Source organism: Seohaeicola saemankumensis (genome assembly GCF_021021435.1).
Classification (GTDB): Bacteria; Pseudomonadota; Alphaproteobacteria; order Rhodobacterales; family Rhodobacteraceae; genus Seohaeicola.
This window is the reverse complement of the sequence record NZ_JAINWI010000014.1, coordinates 26,333-48,204: the sequence shown is the minus strand read 5'-3', so window position 1 is coordinate 48,204 and position 21,872 is coordinate 26,333. Positions and strand designations below refer to the sequence as shown.

The 21,872-nt window shown below is 59.1% G+C and carries 19 protein-coding genes and 1 tRNA gene; 6 read left to right on the top strand and 14 right to left on the bottom strand.

Annotated features, from left to right (window positions below):
• Window positions 1–5 precede the first annotated feature (5 nt).
• Window positions 6–1,904 (top strand): site-specific DNA-methyltransferase, encoded by a 1,899-nt coding sequence (locus K7H22_RS12665; RefSeq protein WP_230801227.1) that lies wholly within the window; start codon window positions 6–8, stop codon window positions 1,902–1,904.
• Window positions 1,901–5,314 carry a DEAD/DEAH box helicase family protein gene (locus K7H22_RS12660; protein ID WP_230801226.1) on the top strand — a complete coding sequence of 1,138 codons (3,414 nt, stop codon included), beginning with the start codon at window positions 1,901–1,903 and terminating at the stop codon, window positions 5,312–5,314. Before K7H22_RS12665 ends, K7H22_RS12660 begins: the two co-directional genes overlap by 4 nt.
• A gap of 256 nt (window positions 5,315–5,570) precedes the next feature.
• Here the strand turns inward: K7H22_RS12660 and K7H22_RS12655 are convergent.
• From K7H22_RS12655 to K7H22_RS12600, 12 genes are all read right to left on the bottom strand, one after another.
• Window positions 5,571–5,647, bottom strand: a tRNA-Arg gene (locus K7H22_RS12655).
• Window positions 5,648–5,714: 67 nt separating this feature from the next.
• On the bottom strand, window positions 5,715–6,935 hold the full coding sequence (locus tag K7H22_RS12650; protein ID WP_230801225.1) for a cysteine desulfurase: 1,221 nt from the start codon (window positions 6,933–6,935) through the stop codon (window positions 5,715–5,717).
• Window positions 6,936–6,938: 3 nt separating this feature from the next.
• The gene (locus K7H22_RS12645; protein ID WP_230801224.1) at window positions 6,939–7,520 is read right to left on the bottom strand and encodes a Yip1 family protein; all 582 of its coding nucleotides are present in this window, start codon (window positions 7,518–7,520) and stop codon (window positions 6,939–6,941) included.
• Window positions 7,517–8,008 (bottom strand): YIP1 family protein, encoded by a 492-nt coding sequence (locus K7H22_RS12640; RefSeq protein ID WP_230801223.1) that lies wholly within the window; start codon window positions 8,006–8,008, stop codon window positions 7,517–7,519. The genes K7H22_RS12645 and K7H22_RS12640 overlap by 4 nt, the downstream gene beginning before the upstream one ends.
• Entirely contained in the window at window positions 8,008–9,294 is a 1,287-nt protein-coding gene (gene sufD / locus K7H22_RS12635) for a Fe-S cluster assembly protein SufD (RefSeq protein WP_230801222.1), read from the bottom strand. Before sufD ends, K7H22_RS12640 begins: the two co-directional genes overlap by 1 nt.
• Window positions 9,294–10,055, bottom strand: a complete 762-nt coding sequence (sufC, locus tag K7H22_RS12630; protein ID WP_230801221.1) for a Fe-S cluster assembly ATPase SufC — start codon at window positions 10,053–10,055, stop codon at window positions 9,294–9,296. The genes sufD and sufC overlap by 1 nt, the downstream gene beginning before the upstream one ends.
• Window positions 10,056–10,101: 46 nt before the next feature.
• Window positions 10,102–10,695, bottom strand: coding sequence for a hypothetical protein (locus K7H22_RS12625; protein ID WP_230801220.1), 594 nt, complete (start codon window positions 10,693–10,695; stop codon window positions 10,102–10,104).
• Entirely contained in the window at window positions 10,692–11,039 is a 348-nt protein-coding gene (locus K7H22_RS12620) for a DMT family protein (protein WP_230801219.1), read from the bottom strand. The genes K7H22_RS12625 and K7H22_RS12620 overlap by 4 nt, the downstream gene beginning before the upstream one ends.
• On the bottom strand, window positions 11,036–11,902 hold the full coding sequence (locus K7H22_RS12615; RefSeq protein ID WP_230801218.1) for an FkbM family methyltransferase: 867 nt from the start codon (window positions 11,900–11,902) through the stop codon (window positions 11,036–11,038). Before K7H22_RS12615 ends, K7H22_RS12620 begins: the two co-directional genes overlap by 4 nt.
• A gap of 36 nt (window positions 11,903–11,938) precedes the next feature.
• Entirely contained in the window at window positions 11,939–13,459 is a 1,521-nt protein-coding gene (sufB, locus tag K7H22_RS12610; protein WP_230801217.1) for a Fe-S cluster assembly protein SufB, read from the bottom strand.
• A 30-nt stretch (window positions 13,460–13,489) separates the two neighbouring features.
• Window positions 13,490–14,530, bottom strand: coding sequence for a cysteine desulfurase family protein (locus K7H22_RS12605; protein WP_330165851.1), 1,041 nt, complete (start codon window positions 14,528–14,530; stop codon window positions 13,490–13,492).
• Window positions 14,531–14,569: 39 nt separating this feature from the next.
• Window positions 14,570–15,037, bottom strand: a complete 468-nt coding sequence (locus K7H22_RS12600; protein WP_230801216.1) for an Rrf2 family transcriptional regulator — start codon at window positions 15,035–15,037, stop codon at window positions 14,570–14,572.
• Window positions 15,038–15,194: 157 nt separating this feature from the next.
• Between K7H22_RS12600 and K7H22_RS12595 the strand changes: the two genes are divergently transcribed.
• The 3 genes from K7H22_RS12595 to K7H22_RS12585 are packed head-to-tail and all read left to right on the top strand — an operon-like array spanning window position 15,195 to window position 16,670.
• Window positions 15,195–15,851 (top strand): alpha/beta hydrolase, encoded by a 657-nt coding sequence (locus tag K7H22_RS12595; protein ID WP_230801215.1) that lies wholly within the window; start codon window positions 15,195–15,197, stop codon window positions 15,849–15,851.
• 4 nt (window positions 15,852–15,855) lie between these two features.
• Window positions 15,856–16,098, top strand: coding sequence for a hypothetical protein (locus K7H22_RS12590; protein ID WP_230801214.1), 243 nt, complete (start codon window positions 15,856–15,858; stop codon window positions 16,096–16,098).
• Window positions 16,095–16,670, top strand: a complete 576-nt coding sequence (locus K7H22_RS12585; RefSeq protein WP_230801213.1) for an HD domain-containing protein — start codon at window positions 16,095–16,097, stop codon at window positions 16,668–16,670. The genes K7H22_RS12590 and K7H22_RS12585 overlap by 4 nt, the downstream gene beginning before the upstream one ends.
• Window positions 16,671–16,704: 34 nt before the next feature.
• Here the strand turns inward: K7H22_RS12585 and mfd are convergent, their stop codons facing one another.
• Both mfd and K7H22_RS12575 read right to left on the bottom strand, forming a co-directional pair.
• A complete protein-coding gene (gene mfd, locus K7H22_RS12580; RefSeq protein ID WP_230801212.1) occupies window positions 16,705–20,172 on the bottom strand; it encodes a transcription-repair coupling factor in 3,468 nt (1,155 codons plus the stop codon).
• A 9-nt stretch (window positions 20,173–20,181) separates the two neighbouring features.
• Complete coding sequence (locus K7H22_RS12575; protein ID WP_330165850.1) at window positions 20,182–20,760, bottom strand: component of SufBCD complex; 579 nt, start codon at window positions 20,758–20,760, stop codon at window positions 20,182–20,184.
• Window positions 20,761–20,846: 86 nt separating this feature from the next.
• Here K7H22_RS12575 and hemB point away from each other — a divergent pair, with 86 nt between their 5' ends.
• On the top strand, window positions 20,847–21,848 hold the full coding sequence (hemB, locus tag K7H22_RS12570; RefSeq protein ID WP_230801211.1) for a porphobilinogen synthase: 1,002 nt from the start codon (window positions 20,847–20,849) through the stop codon (window positions 21,846–21,848).
• The last annotated feature ends 24 nt before the right edge of the window (window positions 21,849–21,872 follow it).

The window sequence follows — 21,872 nt, the reverse complement described above, 5'->3', positions numbered from 1 at the left end:
GTCCCATGTCAGATTCGAAAAAGAACATCTACGGCCCCGGTAACCCGCACCCACTTTCGCAGATGAAAACTGAACTAGTTTGGGAGGGCAAATACGATGAATTTGGCAATCGCCGCGAGTTCGATGTTGCATCCTTTACAATGCCGCTACAGCGAATTGAGACCATCGATTGGCCTCGATCTGAGGCAGTCGCACAGAAATCGCTTTTTGATGAACGAACGGCATATCGGGATGATTTTCGGAACAAGCTGATATGGGGTGATAACAAGCTTGTCCTTGCTTCCCTTCAGGAAGAGTTCAAGGGCAAACTTGACTTGATCTACATCGACCCGCCATTTGATGTAGGGGCTGATTTCACGATGGATGTTGCCATCGGAGATGGCGCGCAGGTAACGGAGAAAGAGCAGTCTCTGATTGAGTTGGTAGCCTATCGCGACACTTGGGGCAAAGGCGCTGATAGCTACCTTCAAATGCTTTATGAGCGGCTTACACTAATGCGGTCCCTGTTGAGTGAAACAGGTTCAATATTTGTTCATTGCGACTGGCACATGTCTCACATGATTCGGATGCTGCTCGACGTCGTCTTCGGTCGGGATCGTTTTGTGAATGAGATCATCTGGCACTATTACAACAAGATGCAGGGAAATGTAGGTCATTTCGCGAAGAACCATGATGTAGTGTTTTGGTATCGAAACGGTGACAAGTTTAAGTATTTTCCACAGCGTGAAGATCGTGAAAAGACAACTAAGCAAATCAAGCGTGTATGGGACAAGAACAAAGGCAAGATCGTCAACGCGAAAGGCGAAGACGGCAAGGTCATTTACATAGACAGCGATAGCCGTGGGGTTGACAGCGTTTGGTATCTCTCAATGCTTCAACCAGCTGATAAGACCGAGAACCTTGGATACGCAACACAAAAACCCGAAACACTTCTTGGCCGCATCATTTCTGCGGCAACAGAAGAGAACGACCTGATTGCAGATTTCTTCTGTGGGTCGGGAACCACCTTGGCTGTGGCGGAGCAGCTTGGACGCCGATGGATAGGCGCTGACCTTGGGCGGTACTCGATTCACACAGCGCGGAAGCGGCTCATTGGCGTGCAACGTGACCTACACGGGGCAAAGAAGCCTTATCGCTCCTTCGATGTCTTCAACCTAGGCCGTTACGAACGGCAATGGTGGCAACAAGCTTCCCTGTCCGGAGCAGAGTCCGAGCACAGGGCCATTGTTCTTTCGTTCTTCCGCGCCGAAGTCCTAGGAAGTGCCCCGTCGCCACTTCTGCACGGGCGGAAGTCGACCGCATTTGTCCATGTTGATGGAATCGACAGCATCTTTACTCGCGAGGAGGCCCGCGCGGTTGCTGAAGCAACCAAGGCAGCGGGCGGGCGACAGGTGCACTGCCTCGCCTGGGACTTCGAAATGGAGATCAGGCAGACCGTGGCGTCACTCGAAACCGAGTTCGGCGTGAAGATCAGGCTGCACCGCATCCCGCGCGAGATCATGGAGAAGAACCGGACTGAAGTGCCGCCCTTCTTTGAGGTAGCGCTTCTGGAAGCGCAGCCCGTCATTCGCAAGGCTGGCGGCGAGACAACGGTCGACATCAAACTGGGCAACTTCCTGCCAAGCCTGACCGAAGTTCCGTCCAAGGAATTGGAAGCCTTGCAGGAACGCGCGCTGACCAGCGGCTTCGATTTCATCGACTTCTGGGCCGTCGATTTCGATTGGCACCCGGATCAGCCCTTCAACCATCACTGGCAAGACTACCGGACGCGCAAAGACCGGTCGCTGAAGACGGTCAGCGATGCCGAGTTCAGCTATGACAAGCCCGGCAAGCACATCGCCTGCGTGAAAGTGGTGGATGTGTTTGGGTGCGACACGAGTATCACGGTGGAGATTGACGTATGAGTGACACCGCTTCCGAAGCCATCGCGATCAATTCCGCCGCCCTCGAACCGCTGTTCGCCCCTTGGGAAGAACCGAACAAGCATCGTGTCCGCGCGAAGAAAGGCCAACCTCCCGAGATCAAGTCCTATCGGCGGCAATCACCCATCCGCATGGTCAACCCGCTCCGCGCCGCCGTGAAGGAATGGCGTGAACTGAACTATTTTGGGGCCAGCGACACGACGCGCGATCTGCTGTCCTACTGGTTCGAGCGCCCGCATCGCTTGAGCAATTCGGCGGGGGAAGAGTTCGACTTCAGATACTATTTCTGCCAGCGGGAAGCGATTGAAACATTCATCTACCTGATCGAGGTTCGCGGGCTTACCTCGCTGTCGTCTCTGATCTTCGAGTTCGGCGGGCCAAACGCGGAGACCGAAGCTTTGGGCATCAAGCCCGAAGATGATGAATGGGCGCGGTACGCCTTCAAGCTCGCGACCGGCGCAGGCAAGACCAAGTGCATGAGCTTGGCGATTGTCTGGAGCTACTTCCACGCGCTGCGCGAGAGCGAAAGCCAGCTTGCCAAGCATTTCGTGATGGTCGCCCCGAACCTGACGGTCTTCGAACGACTGAAGGAGGATTTCAGACCCGAAGGGGGTGGCCCCGACATTTTCATGACCGATCCCCTCGTACCGCCAGAATGGCGCGGGGACTGGAATTTCTCGGTCGTCTTGCAGGACGAGGCCAGCGGCGCGACGACTGGCGGCGCACTCTATCTGACCAACATTCACCGTCTGTTTGAACCGAGAGACGGCAAGAAATCAGAGGCTGAAACCTACGATTGGGCTGGACCCGCTGTCTCGAAGTCCAAGGCGCTGGATACCGGGGCCGAACTTCGCGACCGGATCACCTCGCCCCCCCGCATCATGGTCTTGAACGACGAGGCGCACCACGTCTGGGACCCCGGTTCTGCGTGGAGCGAGGCCATTCGCTGGCTGCACGAGGCGATCCGCAAACGGACCGGGGCCGGTCTGGTCGCGCAGCTCGACTTTTCAGCCACGCCGAAAGACAACAAGGGCCGAATCTTTCCCCATGTCGTTTGTGACACGCCATTGGGGGAAGCCGTTGATGCGGGGATCGTCAAGACACCGATCATCGGGCGCACCAAGGAACTGGTCGAACAGGCCCACGACGATGCAGCGTATCGCTACGAGGCCCATCTTCGCCTCGGCTACGAGCGTTGGAAGCGCAGTCGCGCGGAATGGGAGAAGAGCGGCAAGAAGCCCCTTCTCTTTGTCATGTGCACCGACACCGAAGCTGCGAACCAGATCACGGCGCGTCTGAACGCTGACAGCGTTTTCTCGGACCTGAATGGCAAAACGATCAATCTGCACACCAATCTAAAAGGCAAGGTCAAGCGCCGCAACATCGGCGGGCAGACGATTGAGGTCTTCGAAGAAAGCGAAAAGGAGATCAGTGACGAAGACTTGAAGGCGATCCGCCGCATCAGCCGCGAACTTGATCGACCAGACAGCCCATATTCCTGCATCGTGTCCGTTCTGATGCTTCGCGAGGGTTGGGACGTTCGGAATGTCACCACCATCGTCCCGCTCCGACCGTATAGCTCCAAGGCGAACATCCTGCCCGAGCAGACACTTGGCAGAGGTCTGCGACGGATGACGGCACCCGGCCAAGCCAACGAACTGGTTACCGTTGTCGAACACCCTGCCTTTTCGAGCCTGTACGAGCAAGAGCTTGAGCAAGAGGGCCTGCCCATTGAGGTGCTGGATACTGACAAGGTGCCAGCGACGACGGTCACAATTTTCCCTGACGAGTCAAAAGACCTATTGGCGCTGGACATCGTTCTGCCTGCGTTGTCCGCAGCGCATGAGATCAAGCCGAAGCTGGAAGCGCTCAGCATCGACGATGTTCGGAAGGCTTTTGCACGCTACAAGCCACTCCCTCTTGGCAGCAAGGGCGAAGTTGATGTTGTCTATGAGGGGCGTCACCTGATCACCGACGAAGTGGTCGAGGTGATGAATATCAGCCTTCCCCTGCTTCAGAACGGCGTGACAGCTATCTCATTCTATGTTCGAGAGCTTGAAGCAGCGTGCAAGGTCCAATCGACGCACACAGTGCTTGCCCCCCTTCTCGAAACCTATCTGACGGACATCCTATTCGCCGAGAAATCGGGGCTTTTCGACAAGCGCCTCACAAGCCGCCTTGCCGATCAGGATGTGCGCGAACACATTCGGGCGGTTTTCATCCCCCTGATCCGCGAGCGGACAGTCAAAACCGAGAAGCGCCGCGCTGACGGTTTGGCCATGCAGTTAAGGAATTGGAAGCCTTACCAAGCGACGCTTTCGGAAAGGAAGCCTGTCGAGAAGGCAAAGCAAACACTCTTCAATCTCGTGCCTTGTGACCAGTCACTTGAGGTCGCAATGACGGCATTTCTAGACAACTGTGCGGACGTTTCGGCGTTTGCGAAGAATGCCGGACCTCAAGCGCTTCGCATCGACTATCTCACAGCCGATCAGCGCTTGGCATTCTACCGCCCTGATTTCTTTGTGCGAATGAACGATGAAGAGTACGCCCTCGTTGAAACCAAAGGACGGCAGGACAGCGATGTCCCACGAAAGGCACAAGCCGCTATTGAATGGTGCAAGGCCGCATCCAAGGGCAGCGCGAAGTGGAACTACGTTTTCACCCCCCAGAATGTCATGGAGCGGCTAACAGGTAACCGCTTTGCTGATCTGGCGCGGGCTTGTGCCCCAGCACTTCAAAACCTCATCAGCGAGACTACGGCACAACCGGAGCTTCCCCTGTTTGGGCCAAAGGCTGACAACGACGCAGAGAACTTCTACGGAAAGGAAATCTTTGACCCGCTTCCGATGAGGGCAAAGAAGGCGGCGACTGACGCGTTGGAGCTGTATCGTTTCTTCGAAAAGAAAACTGAAGCGCCGAACTTCGCACCCGTATTCAGCGCTCTTCTCGGGCCGTTTGATGAGGCCTGCAAGGCTGTTATCACTGCACGTCTTCAGTCGCACCTACCAGCTCGACCGGTGGATCAACGCGACTGGTTCGAGCCTTACATGCCCAGCGGTTTGGAAAAAAGGAGCCTCGACCACTACAATGGCATGGCGAAGAACCTGAAACGAGGCTTGGTCTATGGGAACCCGCATTCGGTGATTGGTCTGCTGAGGTCATGCCTCGACTACGCGCTCAACGACAGCACGAAAATTGATGGCGTGTTCAAAGCGGTAAGTGATGAGTTCCGTTTCGAAAGCGCTCACAGCGTCTTGGAGATGGTTTCGGCAGTTAACACGTTCCGCAACACCTACGTCGCACACGGCGAAAAAGAGCTGCGCGACGGCGGTGTCGCTGAGCGGAACCTGCGGGACTGGGTGACGACCTTGGCGAAGGTTGCGGCGCTGTGATGGCAGGACTTGCTTCAAGCTCACCAAGGAAAACCCGCTTGTTCCCCTCGGAGCCGCCTTCTTCTCGCTATGGGGGCGCGAAGGCGGCTCCGAGGAAAACAAGCTCTCTTAGTATCTCTATCTCTATCTGTCTTAGGGGTGCGGCGGCCCTTTGGAATCGACCGGAAGTGACCGCGGATTACCCGCGTCGTGCTTCCTATGTGCTTCCTGCGCCAAGGCGCAAAGCGGAACAAAGGCCCTAAGTCATTGAAAATATTGGCGCACCCGACAGGATTCGAACCTGTGGCCTCTGCCTTCGGAGGGCAGCGCTCTATCCAGCTGAGCTACGGGTGCATCTGCGGGTGGAATAGGACAAAGCTGACGCTGCCGCAACCGCTATTTGCCGCGGTGTGCGACCTGTTCAGGCGAAGAGTTCGTGCGCCAGTTCCAGTGCGTCGATCAGCACATCCACCTCGGCTTCGGTATTGTACAGGCCGAATGACGCGCGGCAGGTGGCGTTAAGGCCCATGTGCTCCATCAGGGGGCCTGCACAATGCTGGCCCGCGCGTACGGCGACGCCTTTCTTGTCAAGGATGGTCGAGATATCATGGGCATGCGCCGCCCCGTCCATCGTGAACGAAAAGATCGCGGCCTTGTTCTTGGTGGTGCCCTGCACAGAAATCCAGTTCAGACCGTCCAGCCGTTTGCGGGCATAGTCGCGCAAGCTCGTTTCATGTGCGGCGATGTTCTCCATCCCCAGACCCATCATATAGTCCAGCGCCACGCCCATCCCGATGGTCTGCACAATGCCGGGCGTGCCGGCCTCGAATTTCATCGGTGGATCGTTATAGGTGACGGTGTCGCGTGTCACTTCGCGGATCATGTCGCCGCCCCCGATAAAGGGGCGCATCTCGGCCATGCGTTCCTTGCGGACATAGATCGCCCCTGACCCAGACGGTCCGTACAGCTTGTGCCCCGTGACGGCGTAGAAGTCGCAGCCGATATCCTGCACATTTACTGGCATATGCACCGCTGCCTGCGATCCATCGACCAGCACCGGCACCCCTTTGGTGCGGGCGCCCTCGCAGATGGTTTTCACATCCACGACGGTGCCCAATACGTTCGAGACATGCGTGACCGCAATCAGTTTGGTGCGCGGCGTGATGGCGTCCAGCACGGCTTGCGGATCAAGCGCACCGGTGCTGTCGACATCGACCCATTTGATCACGACACCCTGCCGCTCGCGCAGGAAATGCCATGGCACGATATTGGCGTGATGCTCCATGATGGACAGGATGATCTCGTCGCCCGCCTCCATCCGTGGCATGGCCCAGCCATAGGCGACCATGTTGATGCCTTCGGTGGTGCCCGAGTTGAAAACGATCTCGTCCTCCGAGCCGGCCCCCAGAAAGCGCGCGACGATCCCGCGCACGCGTTCGTAATTGTCGGTGGCCAGGTTGGACAGGTAATGCAGACCGCGATGGACATTGGCATATTCATGGCTATAGGCCTGCGTGATGGCATCAATCACCACCTGCGGTTTCTGCGCCGAGGCCCCGTTATCCAGATAGACCAACGGCTTGCCGTTCACCTGACGCGACAGGATCGGGAAATCGGCACGGATTTTTTCAACGTCAAACATGGCTCAGCTCGCTTCGGGGACAGGGACGCCTAGGAACGCCATCAGGACAGACAAGCCAATGGTGATGCCGATGACCGAAAAAACAAGCAGCAGCGCGGTTTTGCCCAGCGAGGTGAAACGATGTGCCACATCCAGAAAGTTCAGCAGCAGCCAGAGACTGTAGAATGCCACCGCCAGCGTGGCCAATACAGCAACGACCGGCACCAGCATAGTCAAGATCATCAAGACCAGCTGGGCGGCAAGGCGCAGATATTGCAGCCAGACCAGCACCACAGTGACATCGGCCAGCCTGCCCTGCCCGCCCATCTTGCTGCCCAGCCATGTCAGCAGATGCATGGTCAGGACCATGCCGCCGGCCATCACAATGGCATAGACGATCGGGTTGTAGAACAGCGCAGGCAGGGGAAAGCTGGACGGGAACATAATCAGGTTGAAGCTGAACAGCATCGCGTTCAGCACTGCGGCCAGCGACAAAGCCGTCCACAAAACCGGCAGCCCGATATCCATCGCGATCAGCCGTGCTGCCACATCGCGCGGCTCGCGCAGGGTGTCTATCGCCAGAGGGACAAGATCGTTCAGTTTCATTCTTTTTTCTCTTTCCATCCGGCCTGTCGCAGCCCTGCTATCCAGAACCACAGGAAAATGACCAGCCACAACAAACCCACGGCTGTGAGCTGCCCCCCCTGGCCGATAAATCCTGCTACCAGACCCCAGAACAGCACCAGCGGGCTTGCTGCTAAAAGTGCCCAGAACAGCGCCAGTCTGGCGCTGTATCCGGTGGTTCTACCACCGAAAATCCAGACTACTGCACGACTTAACCAAGCTACGAAATATAGAACCAGAGGCATGATGAACAACAGGCCGAAAAGAGAGCCTGCTAGCAGCATCTGCAAGTCCTCACCCGTCAGATAGGATATGCGCGACAGGCGCGGCCATTGGGCCACGAACATCACCGCACAGGCGGCGACAAGGATCACCAAGGCGCGATCCTCGCGCTGTCCCGCAGCCAGCAGCCGCGAGATAACCCGTCCCGGCGCGCGGTAGGTCGCAACAATATCTGTCGTAACCGGCATCAGCCCCCCCGACGCGCTAGCCAGCCTGTCAGGCGGCCAACGATTTCATCACGCAGGCCTTCATCCTCGATCTCCTCGACCGCTTCGGCCAGAAAGGACAGGACCAGCAGGTCCGTCGCCTCTTTCTTAGGCACGCCGCGCGAGCGCAGGTAGTAAAGCGCGTCCATGTCGATCGCGCCGGATGTCGATCCGTGCGAGCAGGCCACATCATCGGCGTAGATCTCAAGCTCGGGCTTGGCCAGAAACTGGCTGTCGCCATCCAGCAGCAGCGACTGGCTGATCTGGTAGCCATCGGTTTTCTGCGCACCTTCCTTGACCAGAATCTTGCCCTGAAATACGCCGACAGCCCCGTTCCGCAGCACCTTTTTATAGACCTGACGGCTTTCGCAATTCACCGCATCATGGGTCACAAAGACGGTGTCATCATGGTGGAAATCGCCATCGCCCATCGCAGCCCCCGCGACATGGGCTACGGCATCGTCACCGGTGAATTCAATGACGGCTTCGTTGCGGGTCAGAATGCCGTTGACGGTCAGGGTGAAGGATTTGAACTGGCTCTCGGAGCCAAGCTGCGCAAAGATATGCGTGGCGGCGCGCCGTTCGTGATCCCGCCCTTGCGCGCGGATATGGTGAAAGCGCGCACCGTCAGCCACATCCACCTCGAGCACCTTGTTGAAGCGTGCCGCGGCCGGACCATTCTCGAGCAGGGTCATTTCGGCCCCTTTCTCAAGCTTGATCACATGGTGCAGGATCGCATCCGCCTGAGTGCTGCCGCGTTGGTAAATCAGGCTTACGGGTTTGGCCGCGGCCCCCGTGACACGGATCAGCACGCCGTCTGTGGCAAAGGCCGAATTCAACGCCGCGAAGGGGCGCTTGACCGGAGTCTGTCCACGCGTTTCAAGCACGCCATAAAGATCCTTGGCCCAATGGATATCCGCCTGCGCTGCCGTGGCCAGACGCTCGATCTCGATCCCCGCCAGAGACAGATCATCGCTGGCCGCCGCGTCGAACACACCGTCGACAAAGACGATCCGCAGCCGGTCAACCTTGTCAAACACCATGGTCTCGCGGCTGTCGAACAGGCTGGCTTCGGTCGCCGTTGGCTGGTTCAGCGCGTCCGCGCGGGTGTAGCGCCAGTATTCGTCACGTCGCGCGGGTAAGCCCATGGCCCGAAACCGCGCCAAAGCGTCGTTGCGCGCAGACGTTGCCCATTTTCCGCCCTTGGGCAGATCCAGTGCCGCGATCCGTGCTTCTGTCGCATCCTGTGTCAGTTCTGCCCGTGCCATTACTGCGCCTCCGCTTCCGCCAGCAGATCAGCATAACCGTTCTGTTCCACGTCCAGCGCCAGTTCGGGGCCGCCCGACTTGATGATCCGGCCATCGGCCATGATATGCACGACGTCAGGTTTAATATGATCCAGAAGTCGCTGATAATGCGTGATAACAAGGAAAGAGCGACCCGCATCGCGCAGCGCGTTAACCCCGTCCGACACCAGTTTCATCGCATCCACATCCAGACCGGAATCTGTCTCGTCCAGAATGCACATCTTGGGCTCCAGCATGGCCATTTGCAGGATCTCATTGCGCTTCTTCTCGCCGCCCGAGAAGCCCACATTCACTGGACGCTTGAGCATATCGGCGTCGATCTGCAAGGTCTTGGCCTTCTCGCGGATCACCTTGAGGAAGTCAGCAGCACTCATCTCATCCTGCCCGCGCGCCTTGCGCTGGGAGTTCACGGCGGTGCGCAGAAAAGTCATGTTGCCGACACCGGGGATTTCGACCGGATACTGGAACGCCAGAAAAAGGCCCGCTGCCGCGCGTTCCTCAGGCTCCATGTCAAGGATATCGCTTTCTTCCAGTGTGGCGGTGCCATCGGTCACGACATAGCCGTCACGACCGGACAGGACATAGGACAGCGTCGATTTGCCCGATCCGTTCGGACCCATGATCGCATGCACAGTGCCCGGTTCGATCGTCAGATCGACACCTTTGAGAATGGCTTTGTCCTCTGCTTCAAGTTTGACGTGCAGGTTATTGATCTTCAACATATCGTGTCCTTTCCGTATTTCATTTCCGACCCGGCCACCGGGGCTGTCAGGGTCGTGTCATCAGCTGTATCACCCGCAACAGCCGCTCGGCTGGCACGGGCATGGGGCGAAGGGCAAAGTAGGCCATCCGGCCCACTATCTTTGCGGGTGCGCCCAGAAATTCCTCGACCTCGTGGTGTCGCGGACGGTTGGTATAGTCATCGAAGCACAGAGTCACGGGCTGTGTGATCCGAAAGACGGATGCCAGCGCGCAACCCGCGCGAAACCGACCATCCACAAGAATCACATCGGGATGCGCGAAATCCGGCAGATCCCAGACTTCCAAAGGATAGCGGGCAAACCGCTTCCACGCACTGTCGTCCACGGGATGGCCCCATTCTTTGGTTGGCCCGATATCGGACCAGACGATGTCTACCTGACCCGCAGGCGGATTTGCGGCGAACCATGCGCGCATCATCTGTGCCCATGCTTTGTCGCTTTCCACTGATGTGACACGCTTGCCCATTTCAGCGGCCATCACGGTTGATCCGCCCGATCCGTATTCAAGGATCGTATCAGCGGCGGCATAGATGTCGCGCAGCAAGACCCCCTCGGCCTTGGGCATGGTCAGTTCGGGGCGGGTGATCTCGTCCTGTTTCATGCCGCCCCCCGAAACACCAACGCCGCCCCGAGCGCTATGAAGGCAAATCCCGCCGCCGTCGTCCAGGTGATCGTTTCTTTCAGCCAGAAGACCGAAAAGCCCACAAAGACGATGAGGGTCATCACTTCCTGAATGGTCTTGAGTTGCGCGGCGCTATAGACCTGATGTCCGATCCGGTTGGCAGGCACCGCCAGCGAGTATTCAAAGAACGCGATCCCCCAGCTGATCACGATGACCGCGAATAGCGGCGCAGCCGGGAATTTCAAATGCCCGTACCATGCGAAGGTCATAAAGACATTCGACACCGCCAGCATCAGGATCGGGCTGATATGCGCCAAAGTCATGCGCGCAGCTCTTGCGGCAGATGATCGACATAGGCCGCGGGCAGGTTCTTGCGGACCAGCCCGCGCGACACCAGCGTATCCAACCCCAACAGGGCCAGATCATGGCTGCCGATACAGGCCGACAGCATCACCAGTGCACGCAACTGTGTATCGCTCCAGAGGCTGCGATCCTCGAAGGTGCGGATATAGACGGCATCACCGTCGATCAACTGGCTGGACAGTGCGCGGGTATTGACCCGCGCCTTCTGGCTGTGGTTCAGCATGCGCGATTTCTGATGCAGGAAGCGGTGCAGCACAAAGCCCTTTTCGCGCAAGGACTGGTCCACCGCGTGCAACATCGGCTCGCCATCATATAGGCGGTAGAACCGCATCTCGGCGATCACCATGACAGCCTGGGCCAGCTTGCTGTGTGCGCCCTCGATCACATCACGTTCGGCCCCCTGTGCATCCACTTTCAGCAGGTCGATCCGCATGATCGCGGGGATATCATCCAGACGATGCGTCGTAATGGGGATCTTTTCCTCTTGCCCCAGATGGCGGCGGAAATGACCCAGATAGCCGATTGCGCTGTCGCTCAGCGGGTAGAGCGACGACATTTCGGAGGCAGGATAGGCATGCAATGTGGCCTCTCCACCTGCCCCTACCGCAAGCGGCAGCCATGTCGCATGTTCGGACGGTTCCAGTCTGGCAAAGGCTTCGGCATTCGGCTCGAATCCCCACACCTGCGCCAGACCGGCCTTGACCAGCGGCTTATAGACCGGCTTGCCCAAAGGGTTTGCGCCCACATCGACAACAGCCAGAGGTGCTGCCAGATCCAGCCGCCCCCTCAGCATAGCGATCAGGGATTTTCCCGCCACAGTCATAGCCTTGTCCCACACGCAGGGCCGCAGCCCCCGGCCTCAGCCGACGCTGCCTTCCAGAGAGATGGCAACCAGTTGCTGCGCTTCCATAGCGAATTCCATCGGCAGGGCCTGCAACACCTCGCGGCAGAACCCGTTGACGACCAGCGCCACCGCTTCTTCCTCGTCCATACCGCGCGATCGGCAATAGAACAGTTGATCGTCATCTACCTTGGATGTCGTCGCCTCGTGTTCCACCCGTGCGGTGTTGTTGCGCACCTCGATGTACGGCACGGTATGCGCGCCGCATTTGTCGCCGATCAGCAAGCTGTCGCACTGGGTATAGTTGCGTCCGTTCTGTGCCTTCGGGTGCATCGACACCAACCCGCGATAGGTGTTTTGCGCGCGACCTGCGCTGATCCCCTTCGAGACAATGCGCGACTTGGTATTCTTGCCCAGATGCACCATCTTGGTGCCGGTGTCGGCCTGCTGCATGTTGTTGGCAATGGCGATGGAATAGAACTCGCCCTGGCTGTCATCACCCCGCAGGATGCAGGAGGGGTATTTCCATGTCACAGCCGAGCCGGTTTCCACCTGGGTCCACATCACCTTGGCGCGATCGCCACGGCAATCGGCGCGCTTGGTGACAAAGTTGTAGATCCCGCCCTTGCCGTCCTCGTCGCCCGGATACCAGTTCTGGACGGTGGAATATTTCACTTCCGCGTCTTCCTCGATGATGATCTCGACCACGGCCGCATGTAGCTGCGCCGTATCGCGCTTGGGCGCGGTGCAGCCTTCCAGATAGGACACATAGCTGCCCTTGTCGGCAATGATCAGCGTGCGTTCAAACTGGCCTGTATTCTCGGCATTGATACGGAAATAGGTCGACAGTTCCATCGGGCAGCGCACGCCAGGCGGCACATACACAAAGGAGCCATCCGAGAAGACAGCCGAGTTCAGCGTGGCATAGAAATTGTCCGAAGGCGGCACAACCGTGCCCAGATATTTCTTGACCAGTTCGGGATGGTTCCTGATTGCCTCGGAGATCGAGCAGAAAATCACGCCCGCCTTTTCCAGATCCTTCTGGAAGGTCGTGCCCAGCGAGACAGAGTCGAACACAGCGTCGACCGCGACCTTGCGGCCTTCGGCCACGTAATCCTCGGCCCCTTCGACACCGGCAAGGATCATCTGCTCTTTCAGCGGAATCCCCAGCTTTTCATAAGTGGCCAGCAGCTTGGGATCGACCTCGTCCAGCGATTTGGGCTTTTCGATCATGCTTTTGGGGCGCGCATAGTAGTAGAGATCCTGAAAGTCGATCTCGGGATAGCTGACCATTGCCCATGTCGGCTCGTCCATCTGTTCCCAGCGCTGAAAGGCCGACAGACGCCATTCGGTCATCCATTCGGGTTCCTCGTTCTTGGCGCTGATCAGGCGTACGATATCGGGGTTCACACCTTTGGGGGCGAACTCCATCTCGATATCGGTGTTCCAGCCATGCTTGTAGGTGCTGCCCACCTCGCGCACAGCCTCGACCGTTTCGCGGTCGACGCCTTCGCGGATCTCTTCTTTAACTGTGGTCATGCCCGTTTACTCCTGTTCGCGTCTTGCTCATCATGCCGCGCGTGCGGCGTATTTGCGGCGCTTGTCCAGCCATATATCGGCAAAGCGCAGCACGTCATCTTCTGTCGTCTGGACCCCAAGCGATACACGGATCGCGCCGCTGGCCACATCGTCATCATATCCCATCGCCCGCAGCACGCGGCTGGCGCGCACCTTGCCGCTGGAACAGGCCGAACCCGCCGAAATAGCGAAACCCGCCAAGTCCATCTGCATGACCTGTGTCTCGCCCTTCCAGCCCGGGGTGGCGATACAGCTTGTGTTCGGCAGGCGCGGCACATCCCTTCCTGGGAAAATAGTATCGGGGGCCGCAGCCTCAATGGTCTTTTCTAGAATATTTCTAAGTTCCGCAACCCGGTGCCAAGCGCCCTGCGCCAATTCCAGTGCGGCGGCTTCAGCAGCCGCGCCGAAACCCGCGATGCCGATAATATTCTCGGTCCCTGCCCGTCTGCCCTGCTCTTGCCCGCCGCCGCGCAGTTGCGCCGCCAGATCGGTGCCGCGCTTCACGACCAGCGCGCCGATCCCTTTGGGACCGCCCAGCTTATGCGCCGAGACCAGCGCCATCGTGCAGCCCGACCAGTTGAACGCGAGCGGCAGCTTGCCAAAGCCCTGCGTCATGTCGGACACAGCCAACCCTTCGGGCAATGACTGGATCACGCCGGTTTCGGAATTGGCCAGTTGCAAGGTGCTTCGCGCCGGATCATCGACCGTCACCAGACCGTTGCGGTCAACCGCAAGACCGGTATCTGCCCAGGCAGCCACCGCCTCGTGCTCGATCTCCGCGCCGTGCAGGTCACGCCCTGCCAGAGCCAGCGCCGCCGCCTCGGTCGCACCGGAGGTAAAGATCACATCCGCGCCTTCCGCACCCAAAGCCGCCGCGACCTGCGCCCGTGCCGCCTCGACCACAGATTTTGCCATTCGTCCCTCGGCATGCACCGAAGACGGATTGCCAACCAGATCCATCGCGCGCAGCATCGCCTCCCGCGCCTCGGGGCGCAGCGGTGTTGTCGCATTATGATCCAGATAGGCGCGCACGGTCAGCCTTTCATCTTGCCAGAAATACTCAACTCCGCCCTATGCCTCATCCACGACGGGCATCGAGAACAGCGACGGAACCGCTGGACAGGGGGCCAGATCGTTTCGGACCACATCCGATAGCCTTGTCTGGTGCAAATAGACATAGACATGGGCGCTCAGCCCTTCCCACAGACGGTTTGTCACCGATTGGGCGCGACTGCCGGACACGGCACCGCTGGCCCCCTCGCCGCGATGCATCGCGTCCACGGTTTCATCCACCGCACCCAGAACTTCGACTACCCTGATTTCGCTGGCAGGTCGCGACAGCCTGTAGCCGCCCCCCGGACCGCGCACGGAATCCACCAGACCCGCACGGCGCAGTTTGACGAACAACTGCTCCAGATAGGGCAAGGACACGTTCTGCCGTTTCGAGATTTCCCCCAAAGTGACCAAAGCCCCCTGTGGTTGCAGCGCGATATCCGCAAGTGCAACCATCGCATAGCGGCCCTTTGTGCTAAGTTTCATTGGCTTGCCTTCGTGAACACATTGACGTGACGGGGTGCAGGGCTTATCTCGCTTGCACCCGCTGCGGAACCGCCGTCGGATTTAGAAACGTTCTAAGGTGCTTGAGCAAATTCGTCAAGATTAATTGCCGCACCCATGCAGGAGACAAGTACCCACTATGCCCGAGGTTATTTTTCCCGGCCCTGAAGGTCGGATCGAAGGCCGGTATCACCCGCAAAAGGAACGTGACGCCCCCATTGCCATCGTCTTGCATCCGCATCCGCAGTTTGGCGGCACGATGAACAACAAGGTCGTCTACAACCTGCATTATGCCTTCTACAATATGGGCTTTACAGTGCTGCGGTTCAATTTCCGCGGCGTCGGGCGTAGTCAGGGCGAGTATGATCAGGGCATTGGCGAATTGTCGGATGCCGCTTCGGCGCTCGATTACCTGCAGTCGATGAATAACAACTCCAAACATTGCTGGGTGGCTGGTTTCTCGTTCGGCGCGTGGATCGGCATGCAGCTTCTGATGCGCCGTCCTGAAATTACCGGCTTCATCTCGGTCGCCCCACCCGCCAATATGTATGACTTCTCCTTCCTTGCACCCTGCCCCGCCTCCGGTCTGGTGATCAATGGCACGGCCGACCGCGTCGCGCCGCCTGCCGATACAACAAGTCTGGTCAGCAAATTGCACGAGCAGCGCGGCATCACGATCACGCATGAGCAGATCGAAGGCGCGGGCCATTTCTTTGATGGTCCGGGGCAGATGGATCACATGATCGGGTCGGTCTCCGACTATGTGAAACGTCGCCTGACGGAAAGCTCGCGGTGAGCCTATGAGCATCACCGAGGATCTTGCCGATGCTCTGGCGCGCGATGTTCTTGACGCGGTTGAGAAGTTGGGCGATGACACGCTGATCGAAGAGATTGCCAAGACGCTTGGCACCTCGTCTTCGGTGACGCAGGACGCGTTCATGACGTCGATCCGCGTCCGCACCGCCGAGGCGCGGGCGCGCAAGCTGTTGCAGGCACGGTTGCAAAAGGCACTGGCGGCGCGCAAACCCGCAACTCCGGAATGACCCCGCGTCTTGACGCGCAGATGGCCTTTCTGACCGAGGCCTGCCGCCTTAAATCGGTAAATCGTGCGACGCCGCTTTGCGACGGATCACGGCCCGAGAATTCGGCGGAACACAGCTGGCATATCGCGCTCTATGCGCTGGTTCTGGCGGATCAAGCCCCCGCGGGTGTGGATATAAACCGCGTCATCAGGATGTTGCTGATCCATGATCTGGTCGAGATTGATGCCGGTGACGCGCCGATCTATGGCAATCACGATGCAGCAGCCTTGCGCGACGCAGAACTTGCGGCCGCCACGCGGATTTTTGGCCTGCTGCCAGCCGATCAGGGCGCAACCCTTCGCGCCTTGTGGGACGAGTTCGAGGCGAACCAGTCGCCCGACGCGCGCTTTGCCAAATCTTTGGACCGGTTCCAGCCCCCGAACCAGAATCTTGCCGCAGGCGGCGGAAGCTGGACTGACTACAATGTCGGCTATGACACGCTGGTCAACCGTGTGGGCGACAAGATTGCCCATGGCGCGCCCAGCCTGTGGGGTTGGATAAACCCGCGTATCAGGGCTTTTTTCAACGTCTGATCAGTAGTCTGCACGCTGCGTCTTATGTAACATGTCAGCCGTCCTGCTTGGCCTTCTTGCGCTTCTTCTCGTCAATCACCTTCTCGGCCAGATCGCGCGCAATCGCATAGGCGCCGCGGATCTTGTCCTTTTCATTCGACCAGTCGCGCCGCACCACGATCTTGTTGTCGCGCACCTTGGCCAGCCCGTTTTGGGCGGCGATGAATTCGACCAGACCCTGCGGGGAGGCGAATTTGTCGTTGTGGAACTGGATGGTGGCCCCCTTCGGTCCACCGTCCAGACGCGCAATACCGGCGCGTTTGCACATCTCTTTGATCCGCACGATCAACAGCAGCGTGTTCACCTCGCGCGGCAAATTGCCGAAACGGTCGATCAGTTCGGCGGCGAAGCCCTCCAGTTCAACTTTGCTGTGCAAGTTGCTGAGGCGGCGATACAATCCCAGACGCACATCCAGATCAGGCACATAGTTCTCGGGGATCAGGACCGGTACGCTGAGATTGATCGAGGGTGCCCATTGACCGTCGGATTCGGATAGCCCCTCCAACTCGCCCGATTTGATCTTGGCAATCGCGTCTTCCAGCATCTGCTGGTACAACTCGTAGCCCACATCGCGCATCTGGCCGGACTGTTCTTCGCCCAGCAGGTTGCCTGCGCCGCGAATGTCCAGATCCTGGCTGGCCAGCGTGAATCCTGCCCCCAGCGTGTCCAGCGACCCCAGCACCCGCAGCCGCTTTTCCGCGGCAGGAGTCAGCTTTCCGCGCGGTTTGGTGGTCAGAAACGCATAGGCCCGAGTTTTAGAGCGACCCACGCGACCCCTGATCTGGTAGAGCTGGCTGAGGCCGAACATATCGGCGCGGTGGATCACCATTGTATTGGCGGTAGGGATATCAAGACCGGATTCCACGATGGTCGTAGCCAGAAGCACATCGAATTTGCCATCGTAGAAGGCGTTCATGCGGTCATCCAGTTCGCCCGCCGCCATCTGGCCATGGGCGACCACATAGCTGACTTCGGGCACCTGCGTGCGCAGAAATTCCTCGATCTCGGGCAGGTCGCTGATGCGGGGGACCACGAAGAAGCTTTGCCCGCCGCGATAATGCTCGCGTAGCAATGCCTCGCGGATGGTGACGCCGTCGAATTCCGAGACATAGGTGCGGATCGATAGGCGGTCGACCGGCGGCGTGCCGATGATCGACAGATCGCGCACACCCGACAGCGACAATTGCAGCGTGCGCGGAATCGGTGTGGCGGTCAGGGTCAGCACATGGATATCGGTGCGAAGCTGCTTCAACCGTTCCTTGTGGCCAACGCCGAAATGCTGCTCTTCGTCGATGATCAAGAGGCCAAGGTTCTTGAAACTGACGCCCTTCGCCAGCAACGCATGTGTGCCAACAACGATATCCACGGTTCCGCGCGCGATCCCGTCCCGCGTGGTTTGTGCATCCTTGGCGCTGACGAAACGCGACAACGCGCGCACTTCCAGCGGGAAGCCGCGAAAACGCTCGGCAAAGCTTTTGAAATGCTGCCGCGCCAGCAGCGTTGTCGGCGCGATCACGGCCACCTGCACGCCGCACATCGCCGCGATAAAGGCCGCACGCATGGCCACCTCTGTCTTGCCAAAGCCGACATCGCCGCAGATCAGGCGATCCATCGGATTCCCCGACCCCAGATCGGCCAGCACATCTTCGATTGCGCGCAACTGGTCGTCGGTTTCAGTATAGGGAAACCGGGCGCTGAAGGCTTCCCATGCGTGATGCTGCGGTTCCAGCACCGGCGCGGTGCGTAGCGCGCGTTCGGCGGCAACGCGGATCAGGCGATCCGCCATTTCGCGGATACGTTCCTTGAGGCGCGCCTTCTTGGATTGCCACGCGCCGCCGCCCAGCTTGTCCAGCAGGCCCTCGTCATGGCCGTATTTGCTGAGCAGCTCTATATTCTCGACCGGCAGGTAAAGCTTTGAACCTTCGGCATATTCCAGCGTCAGGCATTCATGGGCAGCGCCAAGGGCCGTGACCACCTCAAGCCCCAGATAGCGCCCGACACCGTGATCGACATGCACGACCAGATCACCGGGCGATAGACTTTGGGCTTCGGTCAGGAAATTTTCCGCCTTGCGGCGTTTCTTGGGTGCGCGGATCAGGCGGTCGCCCAACACATCCTGTTCGCTGATCACGGTCAGGCCCTCGGCCTCGAATCCCTGCTCCAGTGGCCAGACCGCCAGATGCAGCCCGTGTTTACCGATCCCGCGCGCATCTGCGACATGCACGGACCCGATCAGACCTTCGTCGCTGATCAATCCGTCAAGCCGTTCACGCGCCCCTTCCGAGAAAGAGGCGACCAGCACCGGACCCTTTTCCATTCGTGCTTTCACATGTGTCGCCAATGCCCCGAAAAGGCTTAGGTTTTCTTGCTGGCGTTCCGGCGCGAAACTGCGACCGATACGTCCGCCTGCATCAATGACACCTGGCCCTGTGGCCTGCGCCAGCGGGTTGAACTGCATCACGCGGCGCGCACCTGCCGCCTGTTCCCATGCCGCATCATCAAGATAGAGCAACGCAGGAGGCACGGGCTTATAGACCGAATCCATCCGGCCTTTCTGGGTCATGGCAAGGCGGCGCGTTTCATATTGATCGGCAATGCTGTCCCACCGCGAGATGCGCGTGGGCGTGACCTGATCGTCCTGTGTCACGGTCGCCTGCGGCAGATAGTCGAACAGGGTTTCCAGCCGGTCGTGAAAGAACGGCAACCAATGCTCGATACCGGCATGTTTGCGCCCTGCGCTGACCGCCTCGTAAAGCGGATCATCGGTGCCGGCCGCGCCGAATTCGATACGGTAATTCTGGCGGAAACGGGTGATCGCGGCCTCGTCCAGAATAACCTCTGACACCGGCGCAAGCTCGACCAGATCCAGCTTTTCGGTGGTGCGCTGCGTGGCCGGATCAAACCGGCGCGCCCCGTCCAGCACATCGCCGAACAGATCAAGCCGGACCGGCCCCCCCTCGCCCGGTGGGAAAATGTCGATGATCCCGCCACGGATCGCGTAGTCGCCGGGCTCCATCACCGTCGGGGCTTGGGTAAAGCCCATCCTCACCAGAAAGCCGCGCAGGGCGGCCTCGTCCAGCCTGCTGCCCACGCGGGCGCTGAACGCGGCCTCGCGCAGCACGGCGCGCGCGGGCAGTCGCTGCATCGCGGCACTGATCGTGGTTAGCAGGATAAACCGTTCAGGCATGCCATGGGCCAAGCCCGCCAGCGTCGCCATCCGGGTGGCTGAGATGTCGGGATTCGGGCTGACACGGTCGTAAGGCAGGCAATCCCAGCCCGGAAAGGTGATGACGGGCATATCAGGGGCAAAAAACCGCAATGCGGCCTGCATCGCCGCAAGCCGCTTGTCGTCGCGCGCGATATGCAGCACCGGCGCGTCACGCTGTGCGATCTCTTTCAGGATCAAACGAGCGTCGAAGCCTTCGGGCGCACCGCCGACGGTGATACGTTTCTGCGTGGTCATGAGGTGGTCTTATCCAAGCGGTCTGATGATATGGTCGGGCATCATGTAGGACAGGTTCTGGTACATGCCCCACAGGGCCGTGATGAAAATCGAAATCATGCCGATCACCTGCGTGATCAGGCGATGTCGCATCAGCGCCTTGCGGAGAGCCTTGCCTGCGGGCATGTCCAGTTGCAGGTTGCGGGCGGTTCTGAAGCTTAGCAATCCGACAATGGACATCGGAAAGGTTATCAGGAACACCGCCTGTGCCAGTTGGAAGCCGTAGACGAATCCGCTCAGCCCCAGAAAGCTCAGGAAAAAGGCACCAAAGCCGATAATCCACAGGCCCGAGACGTCGCCGATATAGACCAGTCTGTTCACATTCACGCGGATGATATCGGACAGGTCCGTTTCCGCCTCACCCCCCTGCGCGGCGGCGCGTGTCACCATGTCATAAGGCACACCCAGCACCCAATGACTGGAACTGGACCATACAACAGCCAGCATCACCCAATACCAAAGATTGGAGAAAGACCGCAGGTTGATCACCTCACCAAGCGTGCTGAACCATTCCAAATCAAATGCCCTTTCACCAACGACCGTTTCCATAGCGGCGTCTTGCGGCAATTCCTACCCTTGAGATGCGGTAATATCCATGTCACGCATGACTTGGACAAAAATGAGATGACGTCAACATGATCCCGACCCAAGCCGCCTATCCCGCAACACGCTTCCGCCGTGCCCGCAAGTCGCCTGCCATCAGGGCACTCACACAGGAAAACACCCTGTCGGTCGGTAATCTGATCTGGCCCGTTTTCGTGCGTGACGGCGAGGGCGTTGAAGAGCCGGTCGCCTCGATGCCCGGCGTAATGCGTCGCTCGGTGGATCGTGTGGTCGCGGCAGCGCGTGAAGCGGCCGATCTGGGTATCCCCGCAATCTGCTTGTTTCCCTATACCGATCCCGCGAAAAAAACCCGCGATTGCGCCGAGGCGTGGAATCCCGAAAACCTGAGCAACCGCGCGACACGTGCGATCAAGGCCGCGGTGCCGGATATTGCGATCATGACGGATGTGGCGCTTGATCCCTATAATTCGGACGGGCATGACGGGTTCTGGCGCGACGGTATCGTGGTCAATGACGAAACCGTCGCGGCGCTGGTGAAACAGGCGCTTTCCCAAGCCGAAGCCGGTGCCGATATCATCGGACCGTCCGATATGATGGATGGACGGATCGGCGCAATGCGTCAGGCGCTCGAGGCGGCGGGCCATACCGATGTGATGCTGCTCAGCTATGCGGCGAAATATGCCTCGGCCTTCTATGGGCCTTTCCGTGACGCTGTGGGGGCGTCCGGTGCCCTGAAGGGTGACAAGAAGACCTATCAGATGGACCCCGCCAATTCGGACGAGGCGATCCGTCTGGTCGAGCGTGATCTGCGCGAGGGCGCCGACATGGTGATGGTCAAGCCGGGCATGCCCTATCTGGATATCTGCCGCCGCGTGAAGGATACCTTCGGTGCGCCGACCTATGCCTATCAGGTGTCTGGCGAATACGCGATGATACAGGCGGCAGCACAAAACGGCTGGATCGACGGAGAACGCGCGATGCTAGAAAGTCTGATGTGCTTCCGGCGGTCCGGTTGCGATGGCATTCTGACCTATTTCGCCCCTGCGGTGGCACGGCTTCTGGCGCGCGGGTGATCCGCGCGCATCTGGGCGATAAAC

What these genes read in the sequence shown, in the direction of transcription:
- K7H22_RS12660 (WP_230801226.1), top strand. Translation starts at nt 1,901, where the DNA reads ATGAGTGACACCGCTTCCGAAGCCATCGCGATCAATTCCGCCGCCCTC.
- K7H22_RS12650 (WP_230801225.1), bottom strand. Translation starts at nt 6,935, where the DNA reads ATGTTTGACGTTGAAAAAATCCGTGCCGATTTCCCGATCCTGTCGCGT.
- hemB (WP_230801211.1), top strand. Translation starts at nt 20,847, where the DNA reads ATGATCCCGACCCAAGCCGCCTATCCCGCAACACGCTTCCGCCGTGCC.
- K7H22_RS12665 (WP_230801227.1), top strand. Translation starts at nt 6, where the DNA reads ATGTCAGATTCGAAAAAGAACATCTACGGCCCCGGTAACCCGCACCCA.
- mfd (WP_230801212.1), bottom strand. Translation starts at nt 20,172, where the DNA reads ATGACCACGCAGAAACGTATCACCGTCGGCGGTGCGCCCGAAGGCTTC.
- K7H22_RS12590 (WP_230801214.1), top strand. Translation starts at nt 15,856, where the DNA reads ATGAGCATCACCGAGGATCTTGCCGATGCTCTGGCGCGCGATGTTCTT.
- K7H22_RS12645 (WP_230801224.1), bottom strand. Translation starts at nt 7,520, where the DNA reads ATGAAACTGAACGATCTTGTCCCTCTGGCGATAGACACCCTGCGCGAG.
- sufB (WP_230801217.1), bottom strand. Translation starts at nt 13,459, where the DNA reads ATGACCACAGTTAAAGAAGAGATCCGCGAAGGCGTCGACCGCGAAACG.
- K7H22_RS12595 (WP_230801215.1), top strand. Translation starts at nt 15,195, where the DNA reads ATGCCCGAGGTTATTTTTCCCGGCCCTGAAGGTCGGATCGAAGGCCGG.
- sufC (WP_230801221.1), bottom strand. Translation starts at nt 10,055, where the DNA reads ATGTTGAAGATCAATAACCTGCACGTCAAACTTGAAGCAGAGGACAAA.
- K7H22_RS12600 (WP_230801216.1), bottom strand. Translation starts at nt 15,037, where the DNA reads ATGAAACTTAGCACAAAGGGCCGCTATGCGATGGTTGCACTTGCGGAT.
- K7H22_RS12615 (WP_230801218.1), bottom strand. Translation starts at nt 11,902, where the DNA reads ATGACTGTGGCGGGAAAATCCCTGATCGCTATGCTGAGGGGGCGGCTG.
- K7H22_RS12620 (WP_230801219.1), bottom strand. Translation starts at nt 11,039, where the DNA reads ATGACTTTGGCGCATATCAGCCCGATCCTGATGCTGGCGGTGTCGAAT.
- K7H22_RS12640 (WP_230801223.1), bottom strand. Translation starts at nt 8,008, where the DNA reads ATGCCGGTTACGACAGATATTGTTGCGACCTACCGCGCGCCGGGACGG.
- K7H22_RS12575 (WP_330165850.1), bottom strand. Translation starts at nt 20,760, where the DNA reads ATGGAAACGGTCGTTGGTGAAAGGGCATTTGATTTGGAATGGTTCAGC.
- sufD (WP_230801222.1), bottom strand. Translation starts at nt 9,294, where the DNA reads ATGGCACGGGCAGAACTGACACAGGATGCGACAGAAGCACGGATCGCG.
- K7H22_RS12585 (WP_230801213.1), top strand. Translation starts at nt 16,095, where the DNA reads ATGACCCCGCGTCTTGACGCGCAGATGGCCTTTCTGACCGAGGCCTGC.
- K7H22_RS12625 (WP_230801220.1), bottom strand. Translation starts at nt 10,695, where the DNA reads ATGAAACAGGACGAGATCACCCGCCCCGAACTGACCATGCCCAAGGCC.